This window comes from Micromonospora sp. WMMA1996, assembly GCF_002573675.1.
Lineage (GTDB): Bacteria > Actinomycetota > Actinomycetes > Mycobacteriales > Micromonosporaceae > Micromonospora > Micromonospora sediminicola.
Window position 1 is genome coordinate 1782537 of record NZ_PDHU01000001.1, and the last position, 17925, is coordinate 1800461.

Sequence of the window (17925 nt, forward strand, 5' to 3'; positions counted from 1 at the left end):
CTTTCCTATTCAATCAGTAGGACTTTGCGTCGATCCAGCCCAGGTGTCGGCTCAGGTCGCGCCGATCAGCGTCACCACGCCGGCCGCCACCAGCACACCCGCCCAGAGCCGGTCGACGTTGAACCAGGCGCGGCGCAGCACGCCGACGCCGAGCACCTCGTACACCAGCAGCGCGACGGCGAGCGCGACGCCGAGCATGGCGCCGGTGTGCACGGCCGCGGCGGCCAGCCCGGTCAGCGCGCCGGCCGGCGCGGCGGACAGGTGCCCGGCGTGCGGGCCCGCGCCGGCCGCCGGCTCCGCCAGCAGCACCGGCAGCAGCATCAGGCCGGCGCCGTGCGCGGCGGACATCAGGAACGACCAGGCGGTGAGCTGGGCGGCCGACAGCCGCATGCCGGCCCACCGGAAGTGCCGGTCCGACAGCAGCCGCCACATCCCGAACCCGACCAGCAGCACTCCGCCGGTCACCGCGACCGCCGTGCCGGCCGTCACCGAGCGGGTGGCGCTGACCAGCGCGGCGACCACCGCCACCGACGCCAGGTGCCCGGCCGCGATCGGTGGCAGGGCCGCGAGCAGCGCGGCCCGGCGCCGCTCCTGAAGGCCCCGGGCGACCGCGAACAGCCATCCCATCGCCGGGTTCAGGCCGTGGAACGCGCCGAGACCGGCCAGCGCCGCCCAGGTCGCGCCGGTCACGGGAAGCAGTACGAGTCGGACGAGGCGTCGCCGCCCTGCAACCGGGTCTGGTGCACGCGCAGGCCGCGGAACTCCTCCCCGCGCGGGAAGAACCGCGGGTCGGGCACCAGTCCGCCGTTCTCCGGGTCGACGTCGAGCTTCGCCACCCAGGCGCCCACCCCGTCGGGATAGAACTGGTCGTCCCAGGCGCCGTAGAGCGAGTTGCTGACGTAGACGCGGCGGCCGTCGCGGCTGATCTCCACCATCTGCGGCCCGCCGGCCAGCGGCTCGTCCGGGAACGCCGGGTGCGGCGTGCGGTTGACGATGCCACCCAGGCGCACCGATCCGACGCGTACCGGGTGGAACGGGTCGCTGACGTCGTAGCGGATCAGCTCGCCGGTGCCCCAGCAGGAGACGTGCAGGAACCGGTCGTCCACCGACAGGTCGATGTCGGTGACCAGCGGCGGCACCGCCCCGAACGGCTTGAGCAGGTCCGGCAGGTCGGCCGCGTCGGCCGGCTCGGCCGGGATGTCGATCACCTTGGTCACCGCCCAGGCGTCGCCGTCGCGGTGCCACAGCCAGATCGAGGCGGACAGGTCCTCGACGCTGATCACCACGCCGACGAAGCCGTACGACTTGGTCGGGTCGTGCGCGGGGCGCAGCTCCAGCGGCATCTGGTACTGGTCGCCGAGGTCGACGCGCTGCACGTGCCGGCGCTTGGCCAGGTCCCAGAAGTGGATCGCGTGCCCGTACCGGCGGCCCAGCAGCAGTTCCCCGACGATGCCGTCCTCGATCATCGACGGCGTGCCCCACTCGCTGGTGACCAGCACGTCCTGCGTGTAGTGCCACCAGAAGTCGTATGCCAGGAACTGCGGCCCCCGGTCGGCCTCCCACGCGCCGCGTACCTCGAACGTGGTGTGGTCGAGCACCGCGATGCCGCCCGGCCCCTCCTGCCCGTCCGCGCCACCGAGCGCGGAGACGTAGATGCCGTCCGGCCCGCAGTGCACGGTGTGCGGGCGGGAGTAGCCGGCCCGCTTGCCGAGTTCCTCCGCCTCGATCACCTTGACCAGCTCGGGGCGGCGCGGGTCCGGCTTGGTGTCCAGCACGTGGATCCGGGACGAGCGCAGGCCCGGCACGATCAGGTAGCGGCGCTCCACGTGCGGGTGCGGCGCGGTCGGGCAGAGCGCGCTGCTGCACGCGTTCCAGCCGAAGTGATGCAGCTCGTCGCCGGTGTGCGGCAGCTCGGTCCAGCCCACCACCCGGCCGTACGAGTCGGAGTCCGGGTCGGTGTCGAGCACCGCGATGGCGTCGGGACGCTGCCCGGAGCGGTCGAACGCGGCGACGTACGCGAGCTTCTCGGCCGGCGCGGCGGCCGCCAGCGCCGGAGAGGGGTAGAACGTCGGGTCGGGGGTCCAGCGGGTCATCGGGTCTCCGTAACGGTCATGCGGTGGGTACGCCGAGGCGGTCGAGCAGGTGGCGGCGCAGCGCGCCGAGGGCCGGGTCGTCGGGGCTCGGGGCGGGGCCGAGGTGGACCGGGATCTCCTCGGCGATGACGCCGTCGTCGAGCAGCAGGACGCGGTCGGCGAGCAGCAGCGCCTCCTCCACGTCGTGGGTGACCAGCAGTGCGGCGAAGCCGTGCTGGGCGCGCAGCCGGCGCAGCAGCCCCTGCATGCGCAGCCGGGTCAGCGCGTCCAGCGCGCCGAACGGCTCGTCGAGCAGCAGCAGGTCCGGTTCGCGGACCAGCGCGCGGGCCACCGCGACGCGCTGTGCCTGCCCGCCGGAGAGCTCGGCCGGCCAGGCCCGGTCCCGGTCGGCGAGCCCGACCTCGGCCAGCGCGCGGCTCACCCGCCCGGCGACGTCCGGCCCGGTGAGCCCGAGTGCGACGTTGTCGGCCACCCGTTTCCAGGGCAGCAGGCGGTGCTCCTGGAACACCACGGCGGCGGTGCCGTGCACCCGGTGCGTGCCGCCGGCGTCGTCGTCCAGCCCGGCGAGCACCCGCAGCAGCGTGCTCTTGCCGGAGCCGCTGCCACCCAGCAGCGCGACCGTCTCTCCGGCGGCGATGGTCAGGTCGACCCCGGCCAGCACCACGGCGGGGCCGAAGGCTCGGGTCACCGCGCGCGCGGTGAGCACCGGCGGCGTCACGTCGCCCGCAGCCCGCGTCGCCACGTCAGCGTCCTCCTCTCGGCGTACCGGAGGGCGAGGTCGGAGGCCAGACCCAGCAGCGCGTAGATGAGCAGGCCGAGCACCACCACGTCGGTCTGGCTGAACTCGCGGGCCTCCATCATCAGGAAACCGACGCCGGTCTGGGCGTTGACCTGCTCGCCGACGACCAGGCTGAGCCAGGCCGCGCCGATGGCCAGCCGCAGCCCGAGGAACAGGGCGGGCAGCGCGCCGGGCAGCACCACGTGCCGCAGCCGGGCGGCCGGGCCGAGGCCGCACGTGCGGGCCGCCTCCACCAGCCGCTCGTCGATGTCCCGGATCCCGGCGTAGGTGTTGAAGTAGATCGGGAAGAACGCGCCGAGCGCGACCAGCGTGACCTTCAGCGACTCACCGATGCCGACCCAGATGATGAGCAGCGGGACCAGGCCCAGGTGCGGCAGCATCCGGGCCATCTGCACCGGCGGGTCGACCAGGTCGTCGCCGAGGCGCAGCAGCCCGGCCGCCGCGCCGAGCACCAGCGCCAGCCCACCGCCGACCAGCAGGCCGAGCGCGGCGCGGGTGAGCGAGTCGAGCAGGTGCACGCCGAGCGTGCCGTCGGCGGCGAGCCGCCACCCGGTGGCGAGCACCGCGCTCGGCGCGGGCAGCTTCTCCGGGGAGAGCAGGCCCGACCGCGCGGCGGCCTCCCAGGCCACCACCAGCACGACCGGGCTGAGCACCCGCCGCCACCGCCGGACGGCCCGGGTCCGGGGCCGCCGCGGCGTCACCTGATCCGGTACGACCGGGGCGGACGCCTCGGCGAGCGCCGGGCCGCTCACCGGAACGCCTCGTTGAACCGGCCGTCCACCCGCCCGGCGATGTCGACCGGCCCGGGCACCAGCTTCAGGTCGACGAAGCTGTCCGCGATGGCTTGCAACTCGGCGCCGATCTCCGGGGTGACCGGGGCGAGCGGCTTGGCGCTGCGGGCCAGGGCCCGGGTGGTCACGTCGAGCGGGATCTTCAGTTCCGGGGCGAGCACGGCGGCCCGTTCGGTCGGGTGGGCGATGCCCCAGTCGGTGGTCCGCCGGTAGGTGTCCAGGAAGGCGCGGACGTCGTCGGTGCGGTTCTTCACCGCCTCCGGCGCGGCCAGCACGTACTCGCGGTTGCCGGCCAGGCCGGTGGCGTCGGCGAGCACCCGAACGTCGGGTCGCTCGGCGAGCGCGAAGTAGGGGTCCCAGATGATCCACGCGTCGACCTGCCCGTTGTCGAACGCGGGTCGTCCCTCGGCCGGCTTGAGGTACTTGACGTTGATGTCGGCGAGCGTCATCTTGTTCGCCTCCAGCAGCTTCACCAGCAGCCAGTGCACGTTGGAGCCCTTGTTCAGGGCCACCGTCCGCCCACGCAGGTCGGCGAAGCTCCGGTACCGACTGCCCGCCTTGACCAGCACCGCCTCGCCCTGGGGGATGGGCTGGGAGGTGCCGACCACGGAGAAGGGGATCTTTCCGGCGGCGGCGAAGACCGGCGGCGCCTCGCCGGTCTGGCCGATGTCGATCGAGCCGGCCTTGAGCGCCTCGGTGAGCGCCGGCCCGCTCTCGAACAGCGACCAGGTCACGTTCTTCGCGTCGCCGCGCGCCTTGACCAGGCTGAGGCCGCCGAAGCGTTGGTAACCGATCCGCAGTGGCGCGTCGTCGCCGCGGGCGTCGGCCGCCTCGCCGCCGCAGGCCGTCAGCGCCGTGGCGGCGACCAGCGCCAGGGTGGTGAGCAGCGCGCCCAGGCGGCGGCGGGGTCTCGACGGGGTACGCATGACGACTCCTCGGGGAGGGGATGGGCCCGGCCATCGGCGGGCGTCAGCAACCTACCAACCCGATAGGTTTTATGGGTAGTCTGTCGGCGCGGTCGTCCCACCCCTCAGGAGACGGCCCGACCGACCCGCGCCGGAGGCCGCCCATGTCGCTCACCTTCCACTGGTTCCTGCCGACCTACGGCGACAGCCGGGACATCGTGGGCGGCGGGCACGGCGTGCCGATCGGGACCGCCGGCGGCGCCCGCCCGGCCAGCGTCGCCTATCTGGGGCAGATCGCCCGCACCGCCGAACAGCTCGGCTTCGCCGGCGCGCTCACCCCCACCGGCGCCTGGTGCGAGGACGCCTGGCTGAGCACCGCCATGCTCACCGAGGTGACCGAGCGGTTGAAGTTGCTCGTGGCGTTCCGCCCGGGGCTGCTCTCACCCACCCTCGCCGCGCAGATGGCCTCCACCTTCCAGCGCCTGTCCGGCGGCCGGTTGCTGCTCAACGTGGTCACCGGGGGCGAGTCCGCCGAGCAGCGGGCGTACGGCGACTTCCTGGACAAGGACGCCCGCTACGCGCGTACCGACGAGTTCCTGCACGTGGTGCGGTCGCTGTGGCGCGGCGAGACGGTCGACCACGACGGCGCGCACGTGCGGGTCGAGGGCGCCCGGCTGACCCGGGTGCCGGACCCGGTGCCGCCGGTCTACTTCGGCGGGTCGTCCGCCGCGGCCCTGCCGGTGGCGGTGCGGCACAGCGACGTCTACCTGACCTGGGGCGAGCCGCCCGCACAGGTGGACGGCAAGCTGGACCGGGTCCGCGGCCTGGCCGCCGAGGCCGGCCGTGAGCTGCGCTACGGCATCCGGCTGCACGTGATCAGCCGGGACACCGCCGAGGAGGCGTGGGCGCAGGCCCGCAAGCTGCTCGACGGCATCCCCGAGGCCGACGTGCGGGCGGTGCAGGAGGGGCTGCGGCGCAGCGAGTCCGAGGGGCAGCGGCGGATGCTGGACCTGCACGGCGGCTCCCGCGACGGCCTGGAGGTCTCGCCCAACCTGTGGGCCGGCTTCGGGCTGGTCCGCGGCGGCGCGGGCACCGCCCTGGTGGGCAGCCACACCGAGGTCGCCGACCGGATCGCCGAGTACCACGCGCTCGGGCTGGACGAGTTCATCCTCTCCGGCCACCCGCACCTGGAGGAGGCGTACTGGTTCGGGGAGGGCGTGCTGCCGATCCTGCGCCGCCGGGGGCTGTGGCGGCACCCGGCCGGCGATCCGACCGCCGACGCGCCGGCGGCCGTGCCGTTCTCCCCGCAGCCGGTGCCGGCCCGGGTCTGACCCGTCAGTCCGGGCGTTGCCCGGCGAGGAAGTCGGCCAGCACCCGGGTGTGCGTGGAGAAGGCCAGCTCGACCGGCTCGGTGAGCACCAGCCACTCGGTCGCCTCCTCGGTGGGCGCCGACGGCGGCAGGTCGCCCACCGGCCGCTCGGGCAGCACGCCGAAGACCATCATGGTGCCGCCGGCCGGGGCGCCGTGCACCGCGAACAGCCGCGCCTCGTCGGCCTCGGCGAGCAGCCCGGTCTCCTCCCGCAGCTCGCGGACCAGCGCCTCGGACCACTCCTCGCCGTACTCGACGAAGCCGCCGGGGAGGGCGAGCTGCCCGCGCGCCGGCTCGATGTCCCGGCGTACGACCACCACGCCGAGCCCGTCGGGGGTGCGGACCGGCAGCACCGCCACCGCGACCGGCAGCGGGTTGCGCCACACCGTCTCGCCGCAGGTCGAACAGACACGCGGCCAGCCGGCGTCGGCCGGGTAGGCCGCGCCGCAGAACGAACAGTGCGAGTACGCGGTCACGCCGCAGCACGTTACCCGGCCGGCCGGTCGGACGCTCGGCTGCTCGCGCGCGCGAGCGCGTCGCGCGCCTCCATCAGGGCGAAGCCGAGCAGGTTGGCACCCCGCCAGGTGGCCGGGTCACCCGCGCGCGGGTCGTCGGCCGCCAGGCCGATGCCCCAGATGCGGTCCGTCGGGCTGGCCTCCACCAGCACCCGGCCGCCGGTGCCGAGCAGGAACCGCCGCAGGTCCTCGTGCTGCCCGAACTTGGCCACGCTGCCGGCCACCACGACGTCGTAGCGGCGGGCCGTCCAGGTGGCCTCGTCGAAGTCCCGGACCTGCCGGCCGAGCGCCTTGGCCCGGTGCGGGTGCGTGGCCGTCAGCACCCGCCCGGCGATCTCGTGGTCGCCGAAGAGCGTGGCCTTGTGCCACATCATCCAGTGCTCGGCAGTGGCGTACTTTCGACCGTCCACCGTGAACGCCGCCGGCCACCACTGGCTCAGGCAGCCGGCGCCGACGCTGCCGTCGCGCTGCGGCCGGTGCCCCCAGAAGTGCAGATATCTGACCGTCTCTCCGGTGTCGAGCGTGGCGATCAGGTCGGTGACGGAACGGATCGGCATGCCCGGCAGTCTGCCCCACCCCACCGACATCCCGCCGATCTTGCAGTTTGGGACCTGGCAAGCTCCGCCAACCGGACATCCTGGGAGCCGAAACTGCAAGATCGGCGAGGGTGGGGATGGTCAGGGGGTGGGGGCGCCGGTGTAGAACGCGGTGACCCGCTCGCCCGCGGCGTGTGCCTGGTCTGCCGGGGTGCCGGCGGCGACGCTGGCCGCCGTCCACCGTTCGCCGGCCGCGATCACGAACCGGCGTCCCTCGTCCGAGGCCATCCAGTCGGCCGCCGCAGCCGGGTCCACGCCGACGCCGTCGGGGGCGAAGTGTGAGGCCAGGCCGACCAGGGCCAGGTCCCAGCCGATGCCGACCGCTCCCGGGCCGTACTCGGCCCACCGCTGGTCGTCGACGTGGGCGACGTGTTCCAGCTCGAAGCGGGTACGCCCCGGCCCGGCCTCGCGCAGCCGCACCTCGATCCAGCTCACCTCGCCACCGAACTCCCAGGTGGCGGCGAACCCGTGCGGCGGGTCGCAGCGCTCGACGGTCCCGCCGGCGTTGCCCTCCAACTGGTACCGGCCGCCGAGGCTCAGGTCGCCGGAGACCGGCAGGAACCAGCGGGGGATCCGCTCCGGGTTGGTGCAGGCGTCGAAGACGTCCTCCACCGACGCTTCGTATGTCTGGCTGATGGTGAGCGCCCGCGCCTGCCCGGCGGGGAGCGTACGGTCGCCGATCCGGCGCTCGACGGCGCTGATCTGCCCGGTCACGTCGATCATGGGTTGGTCCTCTCGTCGTCGGGTTCGTCCTCGCGCAGCCGGCGTTCACGGCGGCCCCGGGCCAGCTCGGTGGCGAGCGCGGCCAGCGGCGGCGCCCAGAACCGGCGGAAGCCGGCCAGCCAGGCGTCGATTTCCCGCAGCGGGGCGGGATCGACCGCGTAGAGCCGGCGGGTGCCCTCGGCGCGCACGGTGGTGAACCCGTGCTCGCGCAGCACCTTGAGGTGCTGCGAGACGGCGGGCTGGCTGATGCCGAACTCGCGCCGCACGGTCTCGCCCAGTGCTCCGGCCGGTTGCTCGCCGGCCGCGAGCAGCTCCAGGATGCGGCGGCGGACCGGATCGCCGAGGACGTCGAAGGCGTGCACGACCCGTTTATATCAGGCCTGACTTATATAAGCCAGCACTGTATTCTCATCGAACTCTCATCGAACTGTGCTGTGCTGGCTCCGATGGCAACGACGGTCCTGGTGGTCGACGACGAGCCGAACATCGTCGACATGGTGGCGACGGTGCTGCGGTTCCACGGGTTCGAGGTGGTCGCCGCCGGCACCGCCGGCGACGCCGAGCGGCTGGCCGCCGAGCGGTCGCCGCAGCTGGTGGTGCTGGACGTGCTGCTGCCCGACGGCGACGGGTTCGCGCTCTGCCGGAGGCTGCGCGCCGCGGGGCACCGTTTCGGCATCGTCTTCCTCACCGCCCGCGACGCGCCCCGGGACAAGATCGCCGGGTTGACGTGGGGCGGCGACGACTACGTGACCAAGCCCTTCTCGGTCGACGAACTGGTCGCCCGGGTCCGGGCGGTGCTGCGGCGGATCGGTCCCGACGCCGGGGACGCCGCCGGCCTGCTCCGCTACGCCGACCTGGAACTGGACGAGGAGACCTGCCAGGCCCGTCGGGGCGGGCAGGTGCTCGCGCTCTCGCCGACGGAGTACAAGCTGCTGCGCTACCTGATGCTCAATCCCGGTCGGGTGCTGTCGCGCACCCAGATCCTCGAGGCGGTGTGGAGCTACGACTTCGGCGGCGCCTCGAACGTGGTCGACACCTACGTCGGTTACCTGCGCCGCAAGCTGGATCCGCTCGGACCACCGCTGATCGTCACCCAGCGCGGGTTCGGCTACGCGCTGCGGGCCGGCGGATGAACCGGGTGCCGCTGCGGCGCAGCCTGCTCGCCGGCATGGTGGCGCTGACCGCCGTGGCGCTGCTGGTGGCCGGCGTGGTGAGCGCCGCCGGCCTGCGGGCGTACCTGCTGGACCGCACCGACGACCAGCTCCGCGCCGGCGCGGCGCTGGCCACCCAGCGGGTCGGGTCGTTGCTGCGTGAGCCCGGCGGGGCGGCCCGCGCGGTCGTCGCGCCCTCCGACTACCTGGTGGAGATCCGGCACCCGGACGGCACGCTGACCCGACTCGGCGCGTCGCCGCCGGCCGCTGCGCTGCTGGACCGGGCCCCGCCCCCGCCCGCCGACGGCAGCGCCGGTCCGGCGACGACGCTCGACGCGGGGACGTGGCGGGCGGTCACCGTGCGGGCCGGCGACGCGGTCGTGCTGATCGCGCTCCCGCTCGCGCCGGTACGCGAGACGGTGCGCCGGCTGGTCCTGGTCGAGCTGGCCGGCGGGCTGACCGTGCTGCTGCTGCTCGCCGGCTTCGCCCGCGTGCTGCTGGTTCGGGGTCTGCGTCCGCTGGACCGGATCACCGGCACCGCGACCGCGATCGCCGGCGGCGACCTGGACCGCAGGGTTCCGGTCGAGGGAAGCGAGCGGACCGAGGTGGGGCGGTTGACCCGCGCCGTCGACGGGATGCTCGCCCGGCTCCAGTCGGCGATCGCCGCCCGGACGCGTTCGGAGGAGCGGCTGCGCACCTTCGTCGCGGACGCCTCGCACGAGCTGCGCACGCCGTTGACCTCGATCCGTGGCTACCTGCACCTGCTGCGCCACGACATGGTCGAGCCGGCCCGCCGGCCCGAGGTGCTGCGCCGGGGAGACGAGGAGGCGACCCGGATGAGCCGCATCCTCGACGACCTGCTCTACCTGGCCCGGCTCGACGCCGAGCCGCGGCTCGGCCGGGAGACGGTCGACCTGGCCGAGGTGGCCCGGGAGTCCGTCGCCGACGCCCTGGCGGTGCAGCCCGGCCGGCCGCTGCGGGTCACCGCACCACCCGTCGCGACGGTGCGCGGGGACGCCGACGCGCTGCGCCAGGTGCTGGCGAACCTGCTCGCCAACGTCCGCGTCCACACCCCGGCGGGCACCCCGGCGGTCGTGGACGTACGCCACCGCGGCGACCGCATCGAGGTGGCGGTCCGGGACGAGGGGCCGGGGATGCCGCCGCAACTGGCCGCCCGGGCGTTCGAGCGGTTCAGCCACGGCGGCGCCGGCGGCAGCGGGCTGGGGCTCGCCATCGTCGCCGAGATCGTCGCCGCCCACGACGGCGAGCTGGGCCTGGAGACGGGCGAGGGGGCGGGCACGACGGTCCGGTTCCGGTTGCCCGGCGCGGACTCTTGACGTTCTCTCATCCACCTCCGGTCGGACACCCAGCCGGCCCTGGTGTGCTCGCGCCATGCGGAAATCCACACGCCGTCGGCTGGTGAGCGCGGCGGCGGTCCTGTTCCTCGTCCTGGCGGTGGTGGTCGCCGACCGAGTGGTGGCCCGGCTGGTCGCCGGCCGCCTCGCCGACCGGGTGGCCTGCGCGGCCGGGGTGCCCCGACCCTCGGTCGAGCTGGGCGGCTTCCCGGCGCTGCCGCAGATCCTCGGCGGCCGGCTGGACCGGCTCCGGATCGCGGTCGCCGACGTCCGGGCCGGCGGTCTCCGGGTCGCCCGGGTCGACGCCGAGCTGCGCGACGTCCGCACCGGCGACGGACCGGCCCGGATCGGTGCCGCGGCGGTGTCGGTGCTCGTCGGCTACGAGGCGCTGCCCACCGAGGCGGCCGGGCGTCCGTTGCGGTACCGCTACGCCGAGGGTCAGCTGGGCATCGAGACGCAGGCGCGTGCCGTCCCGGTCACGCTGCTGGTCCGCCCCACCCTGACCGGCGGGCGTCTCGTCCTCACTCCCACCGAGGTGGAGGTGTTCGGGATCCGGCGGCCGGCCGGCGCCCTGCTCGACCGGCTCGGCGGGAGCGCGGACCTCGGGCGTGAGCTGCCGACGCTGCCCGACGGCCTGTCCTACCGGGCGGTGACGGCCACCGGCGACGGGCTCCTCGTCCAGGTCGAGGGGCACGAACTCACCCTGCCGGCGGCCGGCGGGCAGGCCGGCGCGCACTGCGGAGGAGCATGATGCGGGTCGACGACGGCAGCCGGGTGCACCGGCTGATGGGCGGCCTCGGCCGGCTCTGCGCCCGCCGGCCCCGGACGGTGCTGGGACTCTGGCTGATCCTCGCCGTGCTGCTGGTCGGCGCCGCGGCGGCTCTCGGCCGGCCGGTCGACAACGACGTGGCGCTGCCCGGCAGCGACGCCCAGGTGGCGCGGGACCTGTTGGACCGGGCCGGGCAGGGTGGTGGCACCGGCGGCCAACTGGTGCTGCACGTCGACTCCGGGCGGCTCGACGACTCGGCCCGGCAGGACCTCCTGGCGCAGGTGAGCCGCGAGATCGCGGAGGTGCCACACGTGACCGGGGTCGACGGGATCGCCGCCGCCTCCGGCACGCTCAGCGCGGACGGGCGCACCGGCTGGCTGACCGTACGGCTCGACGTGTCGCCGCGCCAGGTGGACAAGGCGCTCGCCGACGCGGTCACTGAGGCGGCCGCTCCCGCCGCGACGGTCGGCATCGAGGTGACGCCCGGCGGCGTGCTCGCCTCGGCCGCGGAACGCGGCGGGGCACGGGACAGCGAGGTGCTCGGGCTGGCCGCCGCCGCGCTGGTGCTGCTGCTCGCCTTCGGCGGCCTGGTGGTCGCGGCGGTGCCGCTGGTCACCGCGCTGTTCACGTTGGCCTGCGCGGTCAGCGCGGTCGGACTGGCCGGACATCTGGTCGCGGTGCCGTCGGTGGCCGGGACGCTGGCCACCATGGTCGGTCTCGGTGTCGGTATCGACTACGCGTTGTTCCTGGTCACCCGGCACCGCCGATTGCTGGCCGAGGGCGTGCCGGTGGACGAGGCGGTCGCCCGCAGCGTGGCCGGCTCGGGCAGCGCGGTGGTGTTCGCCGGCGGGACGGTGGTCGTCGCGCTCGGCGGGTTGGCGGTGGCCGGCGTGCCCGTCCTCGGCACGCTCGGGTGGACCACCGGTCTGGTGGTGGTTGTCGCGGTGGCCGGCGCGGTGACCCTGCTGCCGGCGTTGCTGGCCCTGCTCGGGCACCGGTTGGACCGGTTGCGGATCCGCCGCCGCCCGTCGGCCCCGGACGGGACGGCGGCGGGTCGCCGGAGCGGCTGGGCCCGGCAGGCCGACCGGGTCACCGGCGCGCCGTGGCGCTGGGCGATCCTGGCGCTGCTGCTGCTCGGTGTGCTCACCGCGCCCGCCCTCGGCCTGCGACTGGGCCAGGTCGACCCGGGCGACGAGCCGGTCGGCACCGCCGGGCGGACCAGCTACGACCGTCTCGCGGCCGGCTTCGGGCCGGGGGTGAACGGGCCGCTCACCGTGGTCGCCGAGCTGGACCCGCCGGCCGACGCCGGCGACGCGCGGGTGAACGGCCTGACCGCCCGGGTGACCGGCACGCCCGGCGTCGCCCGGGTCACCCCGGCCCGGCTCGCCGACGGCGGGCGCGTCGTGGTGCTGACCGCGTACCCGACGACCGCGCCGAGCGATCCGGCCACCGCCACGCTGGTGCGGACGCTGCGGGCCGTCGACACGCCGGGGGTGACGACGCACCTGGGTGGCGCCACCGCCACCCGGGTCGACCTCGCCGACCGGGTGGGGCAGCGGATGCCGTGGGTCATCGCGGTGGTGGTCGGCCTGGCCACCGTGCTGCTGTACGCGGCGTTCCGGGCGCCGGTCGTCGCGATCAAGGCGGCGGTGATGAACCTGGTCTCGATCGGAGCCGCGTACGGCGTGCTGACTGCGGTCTTCGCCTGGGGCTGGGGTGTCGGGCTGACCGGCCTGTCCGGCCCGGTGCCGGTGGAGAGCTATCTGCCGATGATGCTGTTCGCCCTGCTCTTCGGGCTCTCCATGGACTACGAGGTGTTCCTGCTGACCGCCGTGCGGGAGTCGTGGCTGGTCACTGCCGACAACCGCACCGCGGTCCGGGAGGGGCTGGCCGGGACCGGGCCGGTGATCACTTCGGCCGCGCTGATCATGGTGACCGTCTTCGCCGGCTTCGTGCTCCAGGACGACCCGGTGATCAAGATGTTCGGTCTTGGCATGGCGGTGGCGGTGGCGGTGGACGCCACAGTGGTCCGGGGACTGCTGGTGCCGGCCACCATGGCCCTGCTCGGTCGGGCGAACTGGTGGCGGCCCGGCCGGTCGGACCGGCGGCCCGACCAGGCGCCGCGGGTGCCGATGGGCTGAGTGCGGCCACGTGGGGCGCCCGTCGCACCCGGGCGCCCCACGTACGCCGGGTTCAGCCGCCGAGCCGGGCGGCGACGGTGCGGCGCAGCTCCGGCAGCCGGTCGTGCAGCAGGCCGGGGCACTGGGTGCTGTTGAAGTCCTTGTGCCCGTAGATCTCGGTGGGCGCGATGCCGTACTGCTGGCAGGTGAACGCGCAGAACGCGACCAGGCTGTCCCAGAGCGCCTGCGGCGGCTGTACGTCCAGGTAGATGCCGTCGTTCTCGATGCCGATGGCCTGGCTGTTCTGCCCGACGCAGTGCGCGCCCTGCACCATGGTCTGCCCGTGCAGCAGGGCGTAGAGGCTGCCGTGGCGTCCCTCGGTCAGGTGGCCGCCCCGGCTGTTGGTGAAGTGCTGGCCGGAGTCGAGCCAGCCGTTGGTGTCCATGTGCAGGTTCTGGATGTCGCGGGAGTTCCGGTACGCCTGGGCGAGGCTGTAGTCGGTGGTGTTCGGGAACGCGGTGTGGTGGACGATGATCTTGTTGGGTCGGCTCTGCACCACGCTCACCGGCGACGCGGGCGGGCGGGCGCTCCAGGTCGCGCAGTTGGCGATGGTCGGTTGGTCGACGCGCGCGGCGGCGGCCCGCGCGTCGCGGCCGGGACCGGCCTGGGTCAGCGCGCCGGCGCCGGCGGCGGCGCCGAGCAGGACCGCGCCGCGCAGCACGGCCCGCCGGGGGAGGGGAACGGACATCGGGACCTCCTCGTCGGGTACGGACGGCGGGGCGGACCGGTGCGGCCCGCCCCGCCGGCGTGGGTCAGCAGGGTCCGTTGCAGGCCAGCACCCGGAGGCGGTCCAGGGTGCCGTTCCAGACGTTCTGGTCACCGGGGAAGGTGCCGGAGGAGGCCCACTGCCAGAACGAGTACGTGCCCCAGCCGGCCGGCAGCGTGCCGACGCTGCTGGAGTAGCGGGCGATCCACAGTGGGTTGTTGGCGGCGAACTGCGACGTGTTGCCGGTGCAGGTGCTCCACCAGTCGGTGGTGGTGTAGATGGTGGCCCACCGGCCCGTGCGGGCGTAGTACTGGTTGACGAACGAGGCGATCCAGCTGCGCATGGACGCCTGGCTCAGCCCGTAGCAGGTGGCGCCGTAGGGGTTGTACTCGATGTCCAGCGCGCCGGGCAGCGTCCGGCCGTCCTTGGACCAGCCGCCCCCGTGGTCGACGAAGTAGTTGGCCTGGGTCGCGCCGCTCGTGGTGTCCGGCCGGGCGAAGTGGTACGACCCGCGGATCATCCCGACGTTGTAGGAGCCGTTGTACTGCTGGGCGAAGTACGGGTTGGTGTAGTAGGTGCCCTCGGTCGCCTTCACGTAGGCGAACCGGGCCCCGTTGGCCCAGGCGCCGGACCAGTTCACGTTGCCCTGGTAGCTGGAGACGTCCATGCCGGGCAGTCCGGCCGGGGCGGCGTGGGCGGGGGCCGCGCCGAGCAGGGCCGCGGCGACGACGGTGGCGGTGGCCAGCAGCGCGGCTCCGGCCGCGCGCAGCGCCGATCGCATCGGACGGTGCATCTTTCCTCCCTGGGGGTTGCCGCCTCGCGGGCGGCGGGAGTATGACGAAAGGAACTGTCAACATTAGGTCACAGGGCGGAGAAACTTTTCAATAGAGGCATCGAAGATTTTCTCTGAACCGGGGGTGTTCAGAGCCCGGCGAGCACCTCGGCGGCGGCACGCTCGCCGGCCGTCACCGCGCCCTCCAGGTAACCGCTCCACCGGGTCGCGGTCTCCGTGCCGGCCCAGTGCAGCCGGCCCACCGGTGGCCGCAGCTGCGGGCCGTAGTCGCACCACGAGCCGGGCGGCAGGATGCCGCAGAAGCAGCCCCGCGTCCACGGGTCGGCCGACCAGTCGTACTCCACCAGGTCGTCGGGGCGGGCGGCGGCGGGCCCGAACAGCGCGGCCAGCGCGTCACACAGCGCGTCCCGGCGCTGCCCGGCCGACAGCCGGCGCAGCGCCCGGGCCTGCGCGCCGTAGCTGAACGCGGTGAGCACGCCGCCCGCGAGGCCGGGCAGCGAGTTGTCCACCGTCTCGGTGAGCGGGCCGGTGTCCGTGGTGGCCACGCCGGAGCGGCCGTCGGCCCCCCAGAACGGCTCCGGGTAGAGCGCGTGCACCTTGAACGCCGAGCCCATCGGCATCCGCTGGGTCAACCCGTCGCGCAGCGCCGGCAGCGGCGGGTCGTACCGGATCCGGCCGGCCAGCGCCGGCGCCAACGCCACCACCGCCGCGTCGGCGCGGTGCGCCTCGTCCCCGGCCCGGACCCGCACGCCGCAGGCGTCCTGGACGATCGCGTCGACCGGGGCGGCCAACCGCACCGACCCCGACGGCAGCGCGGCGGCCATCCGCTCGGCCAGCGCGGCCGGGCCGCCGACGATCCGGTCCTGCTGCGCGCCGCCGGCCATGCCCAGCAACGACCCGGTCCCCCCGCCGCTGCGCAGGTAGAACAGCAACTGCAACAGCGACACCTCGTCCGGCGAGGCGGCCAGCAGGCCGCCGGCCAGCAACCGTCCGGCGTAGCGGGCGGTGACCGGATCGGGCACGGTGGCGGCGAGCCAACCGCCGAGCGTGGTCCGGTCCCACTCCGCCGCGCCGTCCGCGCGCCACGGCGCGGCCGGGTCCAGCCCGTCGGCCAGCGCGTCGAGCCGGCCGAGCAGCCCGGTCAGCCCGGCCGGCTCCCCGGCCGCCGACCGCCCGGCCAGCCGCAGCGTCGACGCGCCCCGCGCGGGCGACGGGAACGTCTCCAGGCCGTACGCGGCGACCAGCGCGTACATCCGGTCCTGGGTGGGGCCGATCCACTGCGCGCCCAGGTCGAGCCAGCCGCCGCCGGGCAGCGGCCGGCTCAGCGTCCGCCCGCCCACCCGGTCCCGGGCCTCCAGCACCGACACCTCGACGCCGGCCGCGTCCAGGGCGAGCGCGCAGGCCAGGCCGGAGAACCCCGCCCCCACCACGATCACCCGGCCGCCGCGCACGGCCCGGCATACCCGGATCCCGGCCGGATTCTCCCGCGCCCGGCGTGTCGAAACCGGCGTCCGCCGTTCGTGTGAAGGGTGAAGGGCGGCACCGGGCCGCCCGGGACGAGGAGGAGCCGATGAGGCAGTACCTGATCAGCATGTACCAGCCGGCCGGCGCGGTCCGGCCGGACCCGGAGTTCCTGGCCGGGGTGATGCGCGAGGTCGAGGCCATCGGCCGGGACCTGCGGGAGGCCGGGTGCTGGGTGTTCGGCGACGGGCTGCACGCGCCGGAGACCGCCACCGTGCTGCGCCCGGACGGCGACGCGGTGCTGGTCACCGACGGGCCGTTCACCGAGGGCAAGGAGTACCTGGGCGGCGTCACCGTCATCCGGGCGCCCGACCTGGACGCCGCGCTCGACTGGGGTCGCCGCTACGCCCGCGCCACCACGCTGCCGATCGAGGTGCGCCCGTTCCAGGGCGAGGGATGACCGCTGTCGAACGCGTCTTCCGCGCGGAGTACGGCCGCGCGGTCGCCGTCCTGGTCCGCCTCCTCGGCGACATCGACCTCGCCGAGGAGGCGGTCCAGGAGGCGTTCACGGTCGCGGTGCGGCGGTGGGCCGTCGACGGGCCACCGCCCAGCCCGGCCGGCTGGATCGTCACCACCGCCCGGAACCGGGCGATCGACCGGCTGCGTCGCGAGTCCACCCGGGCCGCTCGCCACGCCGAGGCCGCCCTGCTGCACGCCGCCGACCCGCCCGTCGAGGAGGGGCCCGTGACCGACGACCGGCTGCGCCTGATCTTCACCTGCTGCCACCCGGCGCTCGGCGCCGCCGCCCGGGTGGCGCTGACGCTGCGCCTGCTCGGCGGCCTGAGCACCGCCGAGATCGCCCGGGCGTTCCTGGTGCCGGAGCCGACCATGGCCCAACGCCTGGTCCGGGCCAAGGCCAAGATCCGCGACGCCGGAATCCCGTACCGGGTGCCCCGCGACGCCGACCTGCCCGACCGGCTGCGCGGGGTGCTCGCCGTGGTCTACCTGATCTTCAACGAGGGGCACACTGCCAGCGCGGGGGAGCGGCTCGGTCGCGCCGAACTGGGGGCCGAGGCGATCCGGCTGGGCCGGTTGCTGGTGGCGCTGATGCCGGACGAGCCGGAGGCGCTCGGCCTGCTCGCGCTGATGCTGCTGGTCGAGGCGCGGCGTCCCGCCCGGACCGGGCCGGACGGGGTGCCGGTGCCGCTGCCCGAACAGGACCGTGACCGGTGGGACCGGGCGCTGGTGGCCGAGGGGCAGGACCTCGTGCGGCGTTGCCTGCGCCGGGGTCGGCCCGGCCCCTACCAGATCCAGGCCGCGGTCAACGCGGTGCACGCCGACGCGGCCACCGCCGCCGGCACCGACTGGACCCAGATTCTCGCCCTCTACGACCAGCTGGCGGCGTGCGCGCCCGGGCCGGTGGTGGCGCTGAACCGGGCGGTCGCGTTGGCCGAGGTACGCGGACCCGCGGCCGCGCTGGCCGCTGTGGACCGACTGGACCTGGCCGGCTACCACGTGTGGCACGTCGTCCGCGCCGACCTGCTGCGACGGCTGGGCCGGCCCGGGGAGGCCCGGGCCGCGTACGAGGCGGCGATCGCCGGCACCGCGAACGAGGCGGAACGGGCGTTCCTCGGCCGGGCCCGGGACCGGCTGCCGGGGCATTGACGAACGTCCGGAGAAAAGTACACTCCCGATGTAAATAGATCGCCCGCGCGCCGT

The 17925-nt window shown here is 74.9% G+C and carries 18 protein-coding genes and 1 pseudogene; 7 read left to right on the forward strand and 12 right to left on the reverse strand.

What is annotated here, in order from left to right:
* Positions 1 to 51 precede the first annotated feature (51 nt).
* The 5 genes from COO58_RS08545 to COO58_RS08565 are packed head-to-tail and all read right to left on the reverse strand — an operon-like array spanning position 52 to position 4609.
* Positions 52 to 690: a hypothetical protein gene (locus COO58_RS08545; protein ID WP_098744489.1), complete on the reverse strand. Its 639-nt coding sequence runs from the start codon at positions 688 to 690 to the stop codon at positions 52 to 54.
* Positions 687 to 2093 carry a selenium-binding protein SBP56-related protein gene (locus COO58_RS08550; protein ID WP_098744491.1) on the reverse strand — a complete coding sequence of 469 codons (1407 nt, stop codon included), beginning with the start codon at positions 2091 to 2093 and terminating at the stop codon, positions 687 to 689. Before COO58_RS08550 ends, COO58_RS08545 begins: the two co-directional genes overlap by 4 nt.
* Before the next feature lie 16 nt (positions 2094 to 2109).
* Complete coding sequence (locus tag COO58_RS08555) at positions 2110 to 2835, reverse strand: ABC transporter ATP-binding protein (protein WP_098744492.1); 726 nt, start codon at positions 2833 to 2835, stop codon at positions 2110 to 2112.
* Positions 2808 to 3644 carry an ABC transporter permease gene (locus COO58_RS08560; RefSeq protein WP_091574054.1) on the reverse strand — a complete coding sequence of 279 codons (837 nt, stop codon included), beginning with the start codon at positions 3642 to 3644 and terminating at the stop codon, positions 2808 to 2810. The genes COO58_RS08555 and COO58_RS08560 overlap by 28 nt, the downstream gene beginning before the upstream one ends.
* Complete coding sequence (locus COO58_RS08565) at positions 3641 to 4609, reverse strand: sulfonate ABC transporter substrate-binding protein (RefSeq protein WP_091574055.1); 969 nt, start codon at positions 4607 to 4609, stop codon at positions 3641 to 3643. The genes COO58_RS08560 and COO58_RS08565 overlap by 4 nt, the downstream gene beginning before the upstream one ends.
* A gap of 143 nt (positions 4610 to 4752) precedes the next feature.
* On the opposite strand from COO58_RS08565, the gene COO58_RS08570 reads away from it, so the two are divergent.
* Positions 4753 to 5919: an LLM class flavin-dependent oxidoreductase gene (locus tag COO58_RS08570; RefSeq protein ID WP_098744494.1), complete on the forward strand. Its 1167-nt coding sequence runs from the start codon at positions 4753 to 4755 to the stop codon at positions 5917 to 5919.
* A gap of 4 nt (positions 5920 to 5923) precedes the next feature.
* On the opposite strand, the gene COO58_RS08575 is transcribed toward COO58_RS08570, so the two are convergent.
* The 4 genes from COO58_RS08575 to COO58_RS08590 all read right to left on the reverse strand — a co-directional run bounded on the left by COO58_RS08575 (position 5924) and on the right by COO58_RS08590 (position 8153).
* The gene (locus tag COO58_RS08575) at positions 5924 to 6433 is read right to left on the reverse strand and encodes an NUDIX domain-containing protein (RefSeq protein ID WP_091574057.1); all 510 of its coding nucleotides are present in this window, start codon (positions 6431 to 6433) and stop codon (positions 5924 to 5926) included.
* An 11-nt stretch (positions 6434 to 6444) separates the two neighbouring features.
* A complete protein-coding gene (locus COO58_RS08580; RefSeq protein WP_098744495.1) occupies positions 6445 to 7059 on the reverse strand; it encodes an NADAR family protein in 615 nt (204 codons plus the stop codon).
* Positions 7060 to 7149: 90 nt separating this feature from the next.
* On the reverse strand, positions 7150 to 7791 hold the full coding sequence (locus COO58_RS08585; protein ID WP_098744497.1) for an SRPBCC family protein: 642 nt from the start codon (positions 7789 to 7791) through the stop codon (positions 7150 to 7152).
* Positions 7788 to 8153: a helix-turn-helix transcriptional regulator gene (locus COO58_RS08590; protein WP_098744498.1), complete on the reverse strand. Its 366-nt coding sequence runs from the start codon at positions 8151 to 8153 to the stop codon at positions 7788 to 7790. Before COO58_RS08590 ends, COO58_RS08585 begins: the two co-directional genes overlap by 4 nt.
* A gap of 84 nt (positions 8154 to 8237) precedes the next feature.
* On the opposite strand from COO58_RS08590, the gene COO58_RS08595 reads away from it, so the two are divergent.
* The 4 genes from COO58_RS08595 to COO58_RS08610 are packed head-to-tail and all read left to right on the forward strand — an operon-like array spanning position 8238 to position 13207.
* Positions 8238 to 8924, forward strand: a complete 687-nt coding sequence (locus COO58_RS08595; protein WP_098744500.1) for a response regulator transcription factor — start codon at positions 8238 to 8240, stop codon at positions 8922 to 8924.
* Positions 8921 to 10279 (forward strand): HAMP domain-containing sensor histidine kinase, encoded by a 1359-nt coding sequence (locus COO58_RS08600; protein ID WP_218012342.1) that lies wholly within the window; start codon positions 8921 to 8923, stop codon positions 10277 to 10279. The genes COO58_RS08595 and COO58_RS08600 overlap by 4 nt, the downstream gene beginning before the upstream one ends.
* 55 nt (positions 10280 to 10334) lie before the next feature.
* Entirely contained in the window at positions 10335 to 11048 is a 714-nt protein-coding gene (locus COO58_RS08605) for a DUF2993 domain-containing protein (protein ID WP_098744501.1), read from the forward strand.
* Positions 11048 to 13207 carry an MMPL family transporter gene (locus COO58_RS08610; protein ID WP_176558773.1) on the forward strand — a complete coding sequence of 720 codons (2160 nt, stop codon included), beginning with the start codon at positions 11048 to 11050 and terminating at the stop codon, positions 13205 to 13207. Before COO58_RS08605 ends, COO58_RS08610 begins: the two co-directional genes overlap by 1 nt.
* A 52-nt stretch (positions 13208 to 13259) precedes the next feature.
* On the opposite strand, the gene COO58_RS08615 is transcribed toward COO58_RS08610, so the two are convergent.
* The 3 genes and pseudogenes from COO58_RS08615 to COO58_RS08625 form a co-directional block, all read right to left on the reverse strand.
* Complete coding sequence (locus COO58_RS08615) at positions 13260 to 13934, reverse strand: peptidoglycan recognition family protein (RefSeq protein ID WP_091574061.1); 675 nt, start codon at positions 13932 to 13934, stop codon at positions 13260 to 13262.
* Positions 13935 to 13998: 64 nt separating this feature from the next.
* The gene (locus tag COO58_RS08620) at positions 13999 to 14745 is read right to left on the reverse strand and encodes a lysozyme (protein ID WP_091574062.1); all 747 of its coding nucleotides are present in this window, start codon (positions 14743 to 14745) and stop codon (positions 13999 to 14001) included.
* Between the two features lie 128 nt (positions 14746 to 14873).
* Positions 14874 to 16301 (reverse strand): annotated as a pseudogene (locus COO58_RS08625) (flavin monoamine oxidase family protein); the annotation flags it as partial.
* Positions 16302 to 16315: 14 nt separating this feature from the next.
* Between COO58_RS08625 and COO58_RS08630 the strand changes: the two are divergent.
* Together COO58_RS08630 and COO58_RS08635 are read left to right on the forward strand one after the other, a co-directional pair.
* Positions 16316 to 16666 (forward strand): YciI family protein, encoded by a 351-nt coding sequence (locus tag COO58_RS08630; RefSeq protein WP_091577506.1) that lies wholly within the window; start codon positions 16316 to 16318, stop codon positions 16664 to 16666.
* A complete protein-coding gene (locus tag COO58_RS08635; protein ID WP_098744504.1) occupies positions 16663 to 17871 on the forward strand; it encodes an RNA polymerase sigma factor in 1209 nt (402 codons plus the stop codon). Before COO58_RS08630 ends, COO58_RS08635 begins: the two co-directional genes overlap by 4 nt.
* The last annotated feature ends 54 nt before the right edge of the window (positions 17872 to 17925 follow it).

Excerpts from the sequence above, each read along its gene's own strand:
- COO58_RS08570 (WP_098744494.1), top strand. The coding sequence starts at position 4,753 with ATGTCGCTCACCTTCCACTGGTTCCTGCCGACCTACGGCGACAGCCGG.
- COO58_RS08565 (WP_091574055.1), bottom strand. The coding sequence starts at position 4,609 with ATGCGTACCCCGTCGAGACCCCGCCGCCGCCTGGGCGCGCTGCTCACC.
- COO58_RS08630 (WP_091577506.1), top strand. The coding sequence starts at position 16,316 with ATGAGGCAGTACCTGATCAGCATGTACCAGCCGGCCGGCGCGGTCCGG.
- COO58_RS08605 (WP_098744501.1), top strand. The coding sequence starts at position 10,335 with ATGCGGAAATCCACACGCCGTCGGCTGGTGAGCGCGGCGGCGGTCCTG.
- COO58_RS08615 (WP_091574061.1), bottom strand. The coding sequence starts at position 13,934 with ATGTCCGTTCCCCTCCCCCGGCGGGCCGTGCTGCGCGGCGCGGTCCTG.
- COO58_RS08580 (WP_098744495.1), bottom strand. The coding sequence starts at position 7,059 with ATGTCGGTGGGGTGGGGCAGACTGCCGGGCATGCCGATCCGTTCCGTC.
- COO58_RS08600 (WP_218012342.1), top strand. The coding sequence starts at position 8,921 with ATGAACCGGGTGCCGCTGCGGCGCAGCCTGCTCGCCGGCATGGTGGCG.
- COO58_RS08595 (WP_098744500.1), top strand. The coding sequence starts at position 8,238 with ATGGCAACGACGGTCCTGGTGGTCGACGACGAGCCGAACATCGTCGAC.
- COO58_RS08635 (WP_098744504.1), top strand. The coding sequence starts at position 16,663 with ATGACCGCTGTCGAACGCGTCTTCCGCGCGGAGTACGGCCGCGCGGTC.
- COO58_RS08550 (WP_098744491.1), bottom strand. The coding sequence starts at position 2,093 with ATGACCCGCTGGACCCCCGACCCGACGTTCTACCCCTCTCCGGCGCTG.
- COO58_RS08620 (WP_091574062.1), bottom strand. The coding sequence starts at position 14,745 with ATGCACCGTCCGATGCGATCGGCGCTGCGCGCGGCCGGAGCCGCGCTG.
- COO58_RS08610 (WP_176558773.1), top strand. The coding sequence starts at position 11,048 with ATGCGGGTCGACGACGGCAGCCGGGTGCACCGGCTGATGGGCGGCCTC.
- COO58_RS08585 (WP_098744497.1), bottom strand. The coding sequence starts at position 7,791 with ATGATCGACGTGACCGGGCAGATCAGCGCCGTCGAGCGCCGGATCGGC.